Below are 13,915 nucleotides of genomic sequence, written 5' to 3'. Positions count from 1 at the left end.
GCCTGCAGCGCTTGCGTGAACGCCTTAAGTCGCTGCCCAACGGAAAACGGCCCGGTCGCAAATGCGACCGGGCCGTCAAATCGCGACCACTTCGCTACACCGTTCGGTACCTCAAAAGGAACCTTAACTGAACGGCATTACAGCTTTTAGCTGGCCTTTTTTCATTTCTGCGCCCAGGAAGCAAGGTGGCTGCGGACTTTACATGGGGATTCGAAAGGCTGCGCTTGCGAGCGCAGCCGAGGGCGCGCTTATGTGACGAAGTCCTCCTCTTCTTTGCCGGCAATGGCAAACCTGCAACGACGAATGGCCGCCCTCGCGGCCGTCGAATGAGCCTTCACGACCAGGGCGGGACACTCGGCTTCCTCGAAAGCGGCCTTCGACGCCATTCGCAAGCGTCAAACGAAGGGCGACAAAGTTTGCACCGATGATTGAACGATCTCCGTTGGCCTTCGTCCGCGCCGCTCATCGATGGCTATTCATTCCGCCAAGAATCGCTCGATTGCCGATGAAAATTCGACGTGGTTGTCGAGCATCATCAGATGGCCGCTGTTGGCAATCGTGTAGTCTCCAGCACATTTCTTCAACGCCCAATCCGGTACGTTCCAGCCTTTGCGGGAATGCTCACCGGAAAGCAAATACACCGGATGCCGATCGAAGACCTGTTCGAGCAATCTTAGGTAGTCGTCATTTCCCGTTGTCGCAACGACGGATTGACCCATGGCCCGGAGCGTGGATGCTGGCTGATGAGCAAGCCACCGGGCGGCAATCTCGCCGATATACGGAGCAGGTGCGGTAACGGAACTGCTGATCCAGGCTAATGGATCGGCACGGAAACCTGCCAGCATGGCGTCAGCCTCGGTCTGGCTCATCCGTCCTACCGATGCGGACCAGAACGCATCGCCCAACGTAAAATTTCCTTCGACGTTCACGATCCTGCGGATGTACTCCGGGTAGGTCCGAGCGAACAGCATAGCGATCGCACCGCCAACGGAATGACCAACCACATCGACAGGTTTGCTTCCAAAACGGGCGTCCACGAATGCTCGCAGATACTCGACCTGGCCCGGTAGCGATATGGAATCGAACGGAACTGCTTGATGCTCGCCGTACCCAAGCAGATCGGGGGACGCATGCGGCAATCCGAAGCCGGTGACGTCTAGCGTACCGATGAAGCCGTGAACGAAAACGATGGGAGGAGCATTGCGCAGGCTTGTTGGATGAGGGCTCTGTGAAGTCATTGGGTCGGTTCTCGATGCGGCCAGTTGTGAGCCGTTGCGGAAATTGTCAACGGTTTCGATCATAGTGTCGACTGTCCGTTCATGGCCGAAGGCAGCTCGCCGTCGAGCGCACCTATACTGAGATCGATCCAGACACGTGTATCGACGATCTTCCGGCACGGATCGCGCAACCTACAGCGCTTTCGCCACTGACTCGATCAGCGCTCTTAGCCACTGCTGCGCGGGATTGCCTTCGCTGCGCCGATGCCAGATCACGTGAAAGACGATCTCCGGCAGCGGCATGGCCGGCGGGAACAACGCGAGCTTGCGGCCCGCGGACGAGTGCAGCGCGACCCGCTTCATGACCGTGGCGATCATCCCCGTACGTGCGACGACCGCCGGCAACGCGAACATCTGCGGTAGCGTCAGCGCGAGCGTGCGCTGCTTACCCTGCTGCGCGAGCGCCTGGTCCACCAACCCATGCCGCTGTCCTTCCGGCGAGGCCAGCACATGCGGCAGCGACAGATACGTCTTCATGTTCATCCCCCGCCGCGCCGCCGGATGATGGCTCGCGACGATGGTCACGAACTCGTCGCGCAGGATCGGGCGCGTAAGGATGCGGCTCTCCGGATGGGTGGGCGGCACGCCGATGGCCGCATCGATCACGCCGGCATCGAGCAGGTCCACCGCATGGTCGCGGTCATTGAACGCATGCACGTTGATCGCGATGCCAGGCGCCTGTTCGCCCAACGCTTCCATCAGCGCGGGCAGCAGCACAAAGGCCGGATAGTCCGACAAGCCCAGGTTGATCGCGAGCGTCGCCTCCCCCGGCACGAACGCCGGCTTCTTTACCAGGGTGGCTTCGATCTGCCGCAGCGCCTGCGAAATCGGGCCGGCCACTTCCCGCGCGCGCGGCGTGGGCAGCAAGCCATCGGCGCTGCGCAGGAACAGCGGATCGCCGAGCAGCGTCCGCAGCCGCGACAGCGCCGCGCTCATGGCCGGCTGACTCACGCCCACTTGCGTCGCCGCCCGGGTGACGTTGCGCTCGCTCATCAAGGCGTCGAATGCAGCCAGCAGGTTCAGGTCGATTCCGTGAAAATCCATAAATCAAATAATCTGATATACCGGCTATTTGTTGGACGGATCTTACCGTGGGTCGCACACTCTCGCCACTCCCACTCACCGCGTCACGACGACGCGATCGCGAGATACCCCATGGACGCCATCGAACCTCAACTCTCCGAACGCCTGCGCAACGAGCGCCTGGCCGTGGAAACGCTTTACCGCGCCTTCAGCGAGAACGATCCCGACCTCGTCGATACCGTGCTCGCCCCCGACTGGGACGATATTCCGCTGGCGCCGGGCCAGGGCCCGGGGCCGGACGGCATTAAGCCGATCATCGGCAGCTTCGCGCAGGCATTTCCCGATGTGCGCATCGTCATCCACGACATGATTCAGGCGCCCGGACAAATCGCGGTGCGCGCGGAAATTACCGGCACGCATCTGGGCGAACTATTCGGCATCGCGCCGACCGGCAAGCAAGTCAGTTTCCGTCTGCACGAATTCCACGCACTGGACGGCAAGCGCGTAACCACCACGTGGCACATGGAGGACTGGTTCGGCCTGTTCCTTCAGCTCGGCCAGTTTCCGGCACAAGCCTGAGATGCCGATGACCGACACCACTGAATCCATTCATTACCGAGAAGAAACCATGAAAGCAGCACTCATTCGTACCTTCGGCGGCCCCGATGTCGTCACCATCGGCGAGACCGCGCTGCGCGATATGCGTCCCGACGAAGCGACCGTCCGCATCCAAGCGGCAGGCCTCAATCCGCTGGACCTGAAGATCGCCGCAGGCTACATGCAGCAGGTCTTCCCTATCGAATTTCCCTACGTTTGCGGCAATGACTTCAGCGGCGTGATCGAGGCGGTCGGCGCTCAGGTCACACATCTGCAACCTGGCGACCGCGTTTTCGGCCGCAGCATGCCAAGCGCGGGCGGCGCGTTTGCGCAGCGTCTGGTGATCGCAGCGGGCGACCTGTGCCCGATCCCCCCGGAAATGAGCTTCGAGCAGGCGGCGTCCTTGCCAACCGCATTCGGCACCGCGCATCAGGCGTTGTTCGACTCGGGCCGCCTCGAACGCGGACAACGGGTACTGATTCACGCGGCGGCCGGCGGTGTCGGCTGCATGGCCGTGCAGCTAGCGCATCTGGCGGGCGCGTATGTGATCGGCACGGCTTCCGCCGGCAACGTCGAACTGGTGAAGAGCCTCGGCGCCGACGAAGTGATCGACCGCCGCACGCAGGACTTCACGCAACTGCGCGATATCGATCTCGTGCTCGATCCCATCGGCGGTGAAACGCTCGAGAAGTCGTGGCCGGTGTTGCGCGACGGCGGACGCATTGCCACGCTCGTGGAATTCGGCATCGAATCGCGAAACGGGTGTATCGGTGAGGCCGTGTTTTTCCGAAGCGCGACGCCTTCGCTTCCCGAAGCGGTCAGGCGGTTCCAGTCGGGACAATTGCAGGTCGTGACGGATTCGATTTTTCCGCTTGAAGACGCGCGCCCCGCCCTCGAAAAACTCGCGACCGGTCACGCACGCGGTAAGGTACTCATCCGCACGAGCAGCTGATTCATTGCGAGAGCCCCTGATCACGCAATATCGACGGCGTCAGGGGCACGCGAAGACCGATGCTAAAAAACAGGGCCTTGCCGGCTGGGTCACAGCCGAACCAGATGATTATTTTTACTTCCATGATTTTCGGACACCGCAGCCGGCGTTGACGCCTATAATGGTTTTCGGCAATGCCGCACAGCTTCGTTCATTTCAATGACACATCGTTTCCGGGCATGACCGCATTGCTGGCGCGCCATGGAGAGTTGGCCGTCGTATGGGTAGCCTTCAACTGTAATCTGTAGTTGCAGCATCGAGCGTCATCGACCAAGACGCAACCTTACAGGATAGAAAAATGGCAAACCTTCAAAACGGGATCAATGCGTGGGTTTTTCTGAACGAAGACGAACCACCCAAGACCAGCTACACAAGCTCCGACAGCTGCTATCAGTCGCTCATCACTTCCAAGGTTTACGACAGTGCAACTTTTCTCGGCATCGCCTTTTTCGAAGTCGTACCCGCTGGGCAGGGCTCGACAATCCAAATCGGCAACGGATCTCACCCGGGCGGCTTGACCAACCAGGATTATTTGAATTTCGTACTGCGTGATGCGCGCGAGGTCAATCCTGCCATTAAATTTCTAGCCACAATGGTGTATTCCGGCAGCAACACCTTGGCGGCCATTTTTTCGGGAGGCGGCGACCCACAAACACAGGCAAGCAATTTTGCGAACAATCTCGTTTCGTATCTTAAAAATAACGGAATGAATGGGCTGGATATCGATTGGGAAGGCGATGTATCCGAGCAATTGACGCAAGCTCAATTCAAGATATTGTTTTCTACGATTCGCAGTGTATTCGACCAACAGCCTGTCAAGTACTATCTATCGTTTACGCCTGCGTGGCCCACCAGCACGATTGATTACCCCACCGTCAATAGCGCATTCGATTTCGTCTCCCCTCAATTTTACGACGGCACGTCGCTGTCGACATTCTTAGATGCGGGAATATCCCCGGCGGTAATCGGCTATGGGGCTCAATTCGAACCAGGGAATGCAGCCCCCAATGCCAGCGCGCAACAGGTATGGAACGTGGTTTCGGAAGGCTTTTCCTCCGCAGGGACGCAGTACAACTATCAAGATATTTTTATGTGGCGCTTAAACTCAGGAAACTTTCAGTTTGAGCAAGCGCAATTCATGATTCTCGGTCAGCTTGGAAATCCGCCCGCAAGCAATGCCTTCGACGATACAGCGATTGTCGCCGCGGCGGGCAACCCCAACCTTACAAAAATGACGATTCGATCGGGTGACGTGCTGAACGCGATTCAGTCAGTCAATACAGGAACGGGGCCTTATAACACCGGCACCCAAGGAACTGAAACCGGGATATTTACCTTATTGCAACATGGAGGAAACAGCGGGGGTGCGCAAGTTATCAATATTCCTCTTAACGACCCCATCGTCTCCATTTCCGGCTATACGGGCCCGTGGTATGGCTGGCAATGCGTCTTGCAACTCACGCTGACCGGGAAAAGCGGGACCACTTATGGGCCGTTCGGCAGCATGGCCGGCTCGACCGCCCGGAATCCTTTTGTGCAGACGGCTCCCGCCGGACAAAGCGTGGTGGGTTTCAGTGGATCTACGGTGACGGTTCCGCTGGCAGGCGGCAGTCAGACCGCCATCATTGCTTCGCTGAACGCCGTTTTTGCGTAGAACGCTTAATCGATATTTTTCGCACCGGCGGTAATAATCGCCCAAGGCCATGCCGCTGCATGGCCTTTTTCTTCATCGGCTCGTTGAGCGTGGCGCCGCCCGACCGTTCAGCGCGCGTCGCCATCCCCCGCAACGTGTCGCTCGACGAAGATCTCGACGCCGCCCGGCTCGAGCTCAAGGTTACCGCCCCCGAATCGCCGGTCCGTCAATGCACTCATGTAATCGCCGATCGGCATCGAAACTACCTTCGTTTGCTTGCCGAGATTGAGCACGAAGGTCACCTGCCTATCGCCCGAGCGTCTCGTCGCGATTTCCACACCGTCCGGAAGCGCTAGGTCGCGGTCGACACCCGCATCACGGGCGATACGCCCGATCAGCACTCGCGTTGAACACTGATCGAGAACCGTACCGACGTAGTAGACGACGCCCCGGCCATACTCGTTTCGCGTGACCGCCGCTTTACCGGCGAAGTACTCGCTCGCATAGGTCGCGATGTTTTTCGCTGTCACGGGCGTAACGACGTCGCACCATTGACCACACGATAGCCCCTCCCCGCTGTCAAGGGTCAGTGCCTGCACGTCCTTGCCGACGGGATCGTATTCTTCGACATACGCCCCCGCGAGCTCCGTCAACAGATTCGGTAGCCGATCGGGCAAGCAGACGTTGTTCATATTCTTGACGCCGGACCGCGTCGTCAGCACGAGCCTGCCGCCGTTCTCGACATAGTGCTTGAGGTTCTCGGCGATCGCGTCATTCATCAGATACAGCATCGGGGCGATCACAAGCTTGTAGCCGTCCAGCGGCGCCTTCCAATCGATAACGTCGGTCCCCACCCCCATGCCGAGCAAAGCGGAATGAAAACGCTTGAAGTTGCCGAAATAGTCAAAGCCGTCGGCCTGAGGCTGAATCTGGAATGCGTTGAGCTGTTCATGCGAAAAGAGCATCGCGACGTCGTGCTCGAGCGTCGTGCCCTCGAGCAGCGGCGCAAGCCGCTCCATTTCGCGGCTGAACTGGACGAACTCGTCGAAGCGGCGGCCCGGCTGCCCATGATGATCGAGTAAACCGTGCCAGAACTGCTCGGCGCCGACACGCGCTGAACGCCAGCGGAATTGCACGATCGTGTCGGCGCCGCGCGACACGCTCTGCCACGCATAGGCGCGAATCATGCCCGGGAACGGGGTACGCGACATCGGATACCAACAGCCCGGTGTCCCGCTCAGTTGCTCCATGACCCAGAAATTCCGGCGCTTCACGCCTCGCGTCAGATCGAGTGTCAACGCGCCGTGATACATCCTCGATTTCGAATCGTCGAGCAGATCGGTAGCCGGGTAGTAGTCGACAGACGCGAAGTCCATGCTGTCGAACATGTCGTAATAGTCGGCGGTGACCGGGTAGCCCCAAAGGTTGTGCGTGACGAACTTGTTCGGGCTATGTTGCCGAATCAGCGCTGCTTGAAACCGGTTGAAGTCCGCTACCGCATCCGACGAGAAACGTCGGAAATCGAGCAGAAACGAGGGATTCAAATAGGGCGATCCGCCCAGCGGCGTTTTCACTTGAGCCCAATCGCTATACTCACCGCTCCAGACCACCGTGCCCCACTCGCGATTGAGTTCCTCCAACGAACCATACTTGGTCTGCAACCAGCCGCGAAACGCACGCGTGCAATGTTCGCAGTGACAGTCGTTCGCCGCCAGTTCGTTATCGGTCTGCCAACCGACAACGGCCGGATGCGAGGCGTACCGCCGCGTGAGTTGTTCGATGATGCGTTCGCCAAATTTGCGCAACGACGGGCTGTTGTAACAGCGGTGCAGCCGAACGCCAGCGAAAATCGCATTGCCTTTATTGTCGACAGGCAAGACATCCGGGTAGCCGTGAGTCAGCCAGACAGGCGGCGTCGCAGTGGGTGTGCCGAGCACGACGTCTATGCTGTGCCGCTGAAACAAATCGATGGCTTGATCGAGCCACGCAAAATCGAACTGCCCCTCGACGGGCTCGAGCCGCGACCACGCAAATTCGGCCAAGCGAACGATGCGGATTCCCGCATCCCGCATTTGCAAGGCATCTTGTTCCCACAGCGAAACGTCCCAGTGCTCGGGATAGTAGTCGACACCGACCTTCATGGAGAGAAATTCCTCTTGTCAATACGAAGGATGCGCTGCGCCCTGCGAGGCTCACACTCGCATCCAATCGATGATGGGTAACAACGATTCAGCCTTTCGTGGCGCCGAATGTCAGGCCGGCGATGAAATGCTTTTGCATGGCGAAGAAGATGACGACGGACGGCAGTGCGGCGAGCAGCGAACCGGCCGACACGAGGTTCCAAGCCGTTGTCCACTGGCCCTTCAGCGCGGCCACGCCAACGGTGATCGGCGCCGCGTCGTCGCCCTGCGTCAGGCAGAGCGCCCAAAAATAGTCGTTCCACACGAACGTGAAGACGAGAATGGCCAGCGCCGCCAATGCCGGTGCGATGAGTGGCAAGATGATTCGATAAAAAAGTTGCCACTCGCTGGCGCCCTCGATGCGCGCCGCTTCGACGAGCTCGTAGGGCAGTTCCTTGATGAAATTGCGAAGGAATAAGGTGCAAAAGCCTGTCTGGAACGAGATGTGGAATAGGATCAGCCCCCCGACCGTGTTGAACAGCCCGAGATGAAGCGTCAACTGGCGGACCGGGATCATCAGCACCTGGATCGGCACGAAGTTGCCGGCAACGAACACGCCCAAAATGCTGTTGTTGCCCTTGAACGGATAAGTGGCAAGCGCGAATCCCGCCATCGACGCCAATGCGATCGCCCCGATCACGGACGGTACCGTGATGAGGCAACTATTCAGGAAGTAGTGAAGCATCGGAGAACTGAACAGCGCCGTGCGGTAGTTCTCCCAGAGCGCCATCCTTTCGGGCCAGCCCCAATAGTTGCCGCGCATGAGCTCGTCCGTCGAGCGCACCGACGTAATGAAGACCGCGATCAACGGAAGCAACCAGACGGCAAGCGCGAGCGGCAGCGAAGCTTTATAAACACCTCGGCCTATCGGGCTCCAACGATGCACAGGAGTGGGATACATAGGTTCGTCCTCTTCGTCCTCTGTTATCGATCGGTGCGCAGAAGCCGGCGCAACTGGTACACGATGAACACGAGCATGATCAAAAACAGCACGACCGCGATCGCCGCCGAATAGCCGTACCTGAAGTACTTGATGGCCTGGTCGTACATGAAGTAGGCCAACACCGTGGAACTATCGAATGGGCCTCCGCCTGTCATCACCGCGATCAAATCGAAACTACGCAGCGCACCGATGATCGTCAGCACGACCGACAGGAACGTGGCGGGCCGTAGTTGCGGAAGCACGACGTGCCAGAGCAGCGACCAGCCCGCAGCACCTTCCATACGGCCCGCTTCGACGATCTCCGGGTTGATGCCCGTGAGATTCGTGAGGTACAGCAGCATGCAGAACGGGATCTGCGGCCACAGCGCCGCGGCGATGACACCGAACGTCGCGTAATGCTCATCGCCCAACACGGGAATCCCGTGCCCCACGATCACTTTCAACAGTCCGAACGCCGGGTCGTAGAACCAACTGAAGACCAGCCCGACCACCACACCCGACAGGACGAACGGAGAAAAGAACAGCGACTTGATCAATCGCATGCCGCGCACGCTTTGATTCAGATAGAGCGCGAATGCCAAACCGATCGGCGGAGCGAGCAAAAACAGCACGAGCCACAACACATTGTTCTTCAGTGCGACGTAGAACGTATCCGTATGGATCAGCTCGTTGTAGTTCGCGAGCCCGACGAATACCTTGTCGCTCATTCCGTCCCAACTGTAAAAGCTCAAAGCGATGCTGCTGAGGATCGGATAGATCACGTAGATGGAGAACATCACGCAAGCGGGCAGCAGGAACAGCACCGCTGCACGCTTGCGCTTTTGCGCAAGCGGCGCCGATACGCGTACGCGTGGCGATCGCTCGGGTGAGCGGGAAACATTCGAGGGCGAGCCCGGGCTCACCGATGTTCTCGTTTCGGCTGTGGTCATCGGAACCCTCGCACGATTAGGACTTGTGATAAATGCGCTTGCGCGTCTTTTCCAGATCGCTGAGGATGCCGTCGAGTTTCGAGGGGTCGCTGATGAACCGTTGCATCCCCTTCATGCCTTCGTCGGCCATCTCCTTCGTCATGTCGCGATCGTAAAACTGGGCGACGCCCCCCGTCGTGTGCGACAAGATTTGGAAGCCGACTTTGGCGATCGGATCGTCAGGCATCGCTGCTTTATTGTTCGCGGGTAAGGTTCCGACACCTTTCGCCAACGCGGCGTCGTTCGCGGGCTGCCCCATGAACGCGAGGAATTTTCGGGCATCGGCCTTGTTCGCGGCTCGCGCCGGAATGTTGAGGCACTCGGCGGATCCGTCTTCGGCCATCGCCACTTTCGGATCCACCGCCGGAAACCGGAAGAAGCCCGTCTGCGCCTTCGTCGCCGGGGGCAGGCTGGGGGAAAGGAACGTACCCATCAGCATCATGGCCGCCTGCCCTTGAATATAGAGCGGCTGAACGGAGTCGAGGCTGTAAGAAAGCGGATTGTCGATAAAGTACTTGTTGTCGATCAGCGTCTTCCATGCCAGATACACGTTTTTCACGCGCGCATCGGTATAGGGAATCTCGCCGTTCATCAGCTGCATGTGAAAGTCGTAGCCGTTCATGCGCAGGTCGAGGTAGTCGAACCAGGCGGCAAGCGTCCATGAATCGCGGCCACCCACCGCAATCGGTGCGATGCCGGCCGCCTTGAGCTTCCTGCAATCGTCGAGAAACTCTTGCCAAGTCGTCGGCTCTTTCGTGATCCCCGCTTTCTCGAACAAATCTTTCCGATAGTACAAGCCCCAAGCAAAGTACTGTGTCGGCATCGCGTACTGCTTGCCGTTGTACGACGACGGCGCCTTCAGCGAAGCAAAGTCGGCATCCCAACCGTTCTTGCGCCAGTCGGCCGATAGATCTTCAAGCAGGCCGCGTTTGGCGTAGTAGGCCATGCGCTCGCCTTCGTGCCAATTCACTACGTCTGGGGCCACCGAGGTGAGCCATGCCGGCAATTGCACCTTGTATGTTTCCTCTTCGACGAAAGCCACCTTCGTCGTCACGTCCGGATTGGCCTGCTCGAACTGCTTGATGAGGTTCTCCCATACCGCGCGCGTCTCGGCGCCTTTGAAAGCGATGTTCAACTGCAACGTTCCCGCGCTCGCCGCCGTGGCGACGGAAAGCGCGGCACTCAGCACTGAGAGCGCGATCACTCGTTTCATGGATGTCTCCGTATGTCGTTTTAATGAAGCTTCGGTACCGCGCTGCCGTCCGCCATGAACAAGTGGCAAGCGCTGGAATTGAATTGCACCGTGACGCATGCACCGCTCTGGTGAGCCGCGTCGCCAGGTTGCTTCGCGACCAGCGTGTTGCCGGCGGGATCCTCCAGATGGAGATAGCTGTGCTCGCCCAAGCGTTCGACGAGCAAGACCTTCCGGCTGAGCGTTTGCACGCCTGCGTTCGGGCTGTCCGATGGTTGCGTGCCGAGTTCGGTCACATAATCGAAATGCTCGGGCCGAATGCCCAACTGCACGGCCTGTCCGACGTCCAGTGACGCGCCGTTCGCGTCGACGCGCACGAGTTCGTTCGACTTATTTAGTTTCACCACTACACCGTTGTCGTTCGACTGCTGGATGGTCGCTTCGATGAAATTCATCTTCGGACTGCCGATGAATTCCGCGACGAAGCGGCTATTCGGACGGTGATAGAGATCGAGCGGAGACCCGATTTGTGCAATGCTTCCCAACCGTTCGGCTTCCGCGCCGGCGCGCAGCAGCACAATCTTGTCGCCGAGCGTCATCGCCTCGACCTGGTCATGCGTCACATAAACCGTGCTGGCCTGCGCGAACTGCCGATGAAGCTTCGCGATCTCGATCCGGGTTTGACTGCGCAGCATGGCGTCGAGGTTCGACAGCGGTTCGTCGAACAAGAACACGCCGGGCTCTCGTACGATGGCGCGCCCGATCGCCACGCGCTGACGCTGCCCTCCCGATAGCGCCGCCGGCTTGCGTTTGAGCAACGCGTCGAGCTGCAGCGTCTTCGCCGCAGTCTCCACGCGCTTCGCAATCTCAGGGGTGGGCAGTCCCGACAGCTTCAAGCCGAACCCCATGTTTTCCTCGACCGTCATATGAGGGAACAAGGCATAGCTTTGAAAGACCATCGCGACACCCCGCTTGGCGGGGGGCACTTCGTTGACGACGCGCCCACCGATTTGCACGTCGCCCGAGCTCGCATCTTCGAGGCCGGCGATGATTCGAAGCAGCGTGGACTTACCGCATCCGGACGGCCCGAGAAACACGCAAAACTCGTTTTTCCCGATATCCAGATCGATCCCGCGCAGCACGGGCGCGTGATCGCCGTATGCCTTCGTCACGCCTTTCAAGGTGATCGCAGCCATGTCAGAATCGTCTCCATTCAGCTTGATTTAACGTTACATCATCGACCTAACAAAAAAGGCCGCGGGGCCTGTCGTGACGTCATTGAGCGACTGTCTCGACGGACTCTACGCTGGATTTCTTCTCGACACAATAGGATTTCTACCGATGACGAGTTGACAAGCCTTCCCCTCGTCGATTGAATGTTGCGTCACAATCCGTTCTCGCCCGCTATCTCCACTCACCCTGTCATGAGCAGCAAACATTTCGCTCCGGCCGTCACTATTCGAGAAATCGCCAAGGAAGCCGGCGTCTCCGTCATGACGGTTTCGAACGTGCTGCGAGGCCGGGGGCGCGTGGGCGAAGAAACGCGCCAGCGCGTGCTCGCAGCAGTGGAGCGGCAAGGCTATCGCCCCAACTTGACGGCGCGCGCACTCGTCGAGCGTAAGGCGCCGACACTCGCCCTGATGCTCAGTTGCATCACGAACCCGTTCTATCCGGAATTCACGCTTGCGGCGAATCTGTCAGCGCTCAAGCATGAGCGTCATCTGCTCGTCTGCAATGCGGATCACGAGGCGGACCGCGGAACATCGTTTTTGCAGCAGGTGGCCGGCTCGCTATCCGATGGCGTGCTCGTGGCGAACTACGGGGATTTGCCGATCGAGGATCTACGCGCGCTCCAGCGACGAAACATTCCGGTTGTTATCTCCGTATGGGAACGGCCGGACGAACCGCCGGGCACTGCGTGCGTGACATTCGATGCCAAGGGTGCGGCGAAGCTCGCCGTCAGGCATCTCGTCGAGTTGGGGCATCGGCGAATCGGCGCAATCATCGGTAGCGCGAGGCGTGGCATCCATGGCGCGCGCTTCGCGGGGTATCAGGAAGTGATGCGCGAGGCGAAGATTCGTCGGGTGGCCGCCGATGAACGGTTCACCGAGGACTCCTACGAAGGCGGGTATCGCGCAGCCTCGGAGTTGCTGTCGTCGCGCCCCGACCTCACAGCCTTGTTCGTCTCCAATGATCTTCCGGCGCTCGGCGTGCTCAATGCGGCTTCGGATCTCGGCTACGCCGTGCCGCGTGACCTGTCGGTCGTCAGCATCACCAACATCGTTCCGGCGAGCCAATCGCGCCCCGGACTGACGACGGTGTCCATTCCCACGGCTGAATTGGCCGAGAAAGGCATTGATCTATTGATCGCGCTCATGAACGGTGAAGCGACGAACACGACGGTCGTTCATACCTCGCCGCCGGAGCTCGTTATTCGCGGGTCTACGGCGCCACCCACGCAAGTCACCGATTACTTCGGCGACGGATGACGAACTTCATCGTCGAAATCGGCATGACGGGTATCGGTCATAAAGCGATCGGCTACCTCGCGCGGCATCTTAGGAATACGCTCGAACGCTTCGCGGAGCGCGACAGCACGCACGGGCGGATTGATGGCGCCGAGCACAGCATTATTGCGGGTGATGGTGACCGATTCCCCTCGCGCCAGAGCGTCGAGTACCTGATTCGTGCGCCGAGCTAGATCGGTGGCGGTTACAGTAGTCATAGGGATCCCACAGCAAGATATTCCGCGTTTTACGTATTTTGTGCAATTTGTCCAACTTCGCGAAAAATGAAGGCCCGCGCAGATATGGGCGGGTCACGGACCGACATTCTGCCGAAGACCCGCGCCCGCGATCGAATCAGCTCGCAAAACCAGACAGTTTCACGCACGCGGCGACTCGAATGGCTGCGCCTCCGGGCGCAGCCATAGGACACCGACAAAGATTCGACCAGCGCAGCACCCTAACATCCGCCTCAGAACTTATGCCTCAGCGCCAGACGCACCGCGATTTGGTTCGCCGTCGACGACGGCGCATCGGTACCGAGCACGAACGCTTGATCGAGGATCGAATTCGTCTTGTCGCCGGCGACGTGCTGATAGGCCGCTTG

12 protein-coding genes and 1 pseudogene are annotated in these 13,915 nt (G+C 59.3%); 5 read left to right on the top strand and 8 right to left on the bottom strand.

Annotated elements, in window-relative coordinates; all coding sequences use genetic code 11:
• Positions 1–476: 476 nt before the first annotated feature.
• Both ACTHNR_RS13795 and ACTHNR_RS13790 read right to left on the bottom strand, forming a co-directional pair.
• A complete protein-coding gene (locus tag ACTHNR_RS13795; protein ID WP_440548227.1) occupies positions 477–1,208 on the bottom strand; it encodes an alpha/beta fold hydrolase in 732 nt (243 codons plus the stop codon).
• A gap of 201 nt (positions 1,209–1,409) precedes the next feature.
• Positions 1,410–2,321: a LysR family transcriptional regulator gene (locus ACTHNR_RS13790; RefSeq protein ID WP_440548226.1), complete on the bottom strand. Its 912-nt coding sequence runs from the start codon at positions 2,319–2,321 to the stop codon at positions 1,410–1,412.
• A gap of 111 nt (positions 2,322–2,432) precedes the next feature.
• On the opposite strand from ACTHNR_RS13790, the gene ACTHNR_RS13785 reads away from it, so the two are divergent.
• From ACTHNR_RS13785 to ACTHNR_RS13775, 3 genes are all read left to right on the top strand, one after another.
• Complete coding sequence (locus tag ACTHNR_RS13785; RefSeq protein WP_440548225.1) at positions 2,433–2,879, top strand: ester cyclase; 447 nt, start codon at positions 2,433–2,435, stop codon at positions 2,877–2,879.
• A 49-nt stretch (positions 2,880–2,928) separates the two neighbouring features.
• Positions 2,929–3,849 (top strand): NADP-dependent oxidoreductase, encoded by a 921-nt coding sequence (locus tag ACTHNR_RS13780; protein WP_440548224.1) that lies wholly within the window; start codon positions 2,929–2,931, stop codon positions 3,847–3,849.
• 337 nt (positions 3,850–4,186) lie between these two features.
• On the top strand, positions 4,187–5,542 hold the full coding sequence (locus tag ACTHNR_RS13775; RefSeq protein WP_440548223.1) for a glycosyl hydrolase family 18 protein: 1,356 nt from the start codon (positions 4,187–4,189) through the stop codon (positions 5,540–5,542).
• 107 nt (positions 5,543–5,649) lie between these two features.
• On the opposite strand, the gene ACTHNR_RS13770 is transcribed toward ACTHNR_RS13775, so the two are convergent.
• The 5 genes from ACTHNR_RS13770 to ACTHNR_RS13750 form a co-directional block, all read right to left on the bottom strand.
• Positions 5,650–7,662 carry a beta-galactosidase gene (locus ACTHNR_RS13770; RefSeq protein ID WP_440548222.1) on the bottom strand — a complete coding sequence of 671 codons (2,013 nt, stop codon included), beginning with the start codon at positions 7,660–7,662 and terminating at the stop codon, positions 5,650–5,652.
• A gap of 88 nt (positions 7,663–7,750) precedes the next feature.
• Positions 7,751–8,602 (bottom strand): carbohydrate ABC transporter permease, encoded by an 852-nt coding sequence (locus ACTHNR_RS13765; RefSeq protein WP_440548221.1) that lies wholly within the window; start codon positions 8,600–8,602, stop codon positions 7,751–7,753.
• Positions 8,603–8,625: 23 nt separating this feature from the next.
• Positions 8,626–9,573 carry a carbohydrate ABC transporter permease gene (locus ACTHNR_RS13760; RefSeq protein WP_440548220.1) on the bottom strand — a complete coding sequence of 316 codons (948 nt, stop codon included), beginning with the start codon at positions 9,571–9,573 and terminating at the stop codon, positions 8,626–8,628.
• Between the two features lie 16 nt (positions 9,574–9,589).
• The gene (locus ACTHNR_RS13755) at positions 9,590–10,825 is read right to left on the bottom strand and encodes an ABC transporter substrate-binding protein (protein ID WP_440548219.1); all 1,236 of its coding nucleotides are present in this window, start codon (positions 10,823–10,825) and stop codon (positions 9,590–9,592) included.
• 20 nt (positions 10,826–10,845) lie between these two features.
• On the bottom strand, positions 10,846–12,000 hold the full coding sequence (locus tag ACTHNR_RS13750) for an ABC transporter ATP-binding protein (RefSeq protein ID WP_440548218.1): 1,155 nt from the start codon (positions 11,998–12,000) through the stop codon (positions 10,846–10,848).
• Between the two features lie 228 nt (positions 12,001–12,228).
• On the opposite strand from ACTHNR_RS13750, the gene ACTHNR_RS13745 reads away from it, so the two are divergent.
• Both ACTHNR_RS13745 and ACTHNR_RS13740 read left to right on the top strand, forming a co-directional pair.
• Positions 12,229–13,293: a LacI family DNA-binding transcriptional regulator gene (locus tag ACTHNR_RS13745; RefSeq protein WP_440548217.1), complete on the top strand. Its 1,065-nt coding sequence runs from the start codon at positions 12,229–12,231 to the stop codon at positions 13,291–13,293.
• Positions 13,290–13,505 carry a hypothetical protein gene (locus ACTHNR_RS13740; RefSeq protein WP_440548216.1) on the top strand — a complete coding sequence of 72 codons (216 nt, stop codon included), beginning with the start codon at positions 13,290–13,292 and terminating at the stop codon, positions 13,503–13,505. The genes ACTHNR_RS13745 and ACTHNR_RS13740 overlap by 4 nt, the downstream gene beginning before the upstream one ends.
• Positions 13,506–13,780: 275 nt before the next feature.
• Here ACTHNR_RS13740 and ACTHNR_RS13735 read toward each other — a convergent pair.
• Positions 13,781–13,915, bottom strand: a pseudogene (locus ACTHNR_RS13735) (porin); the annotation flags it as partial.

Origin of the sequence: Trinickia sp. (genome assembly GCF_051954495.1) — a bacterium.
Taxonomy (GTDB): domain Bacteria; phylum Pseudomonadota; class Gammaproteobacteria; order Burkholderiales; family Burkholderiaceae; genus Trinickia.
The sequence above is the reverse complement of the archived record's forward strand: the minus strand, read 5'-3'. Positions and strand labels throughout refer to the sequence as shown.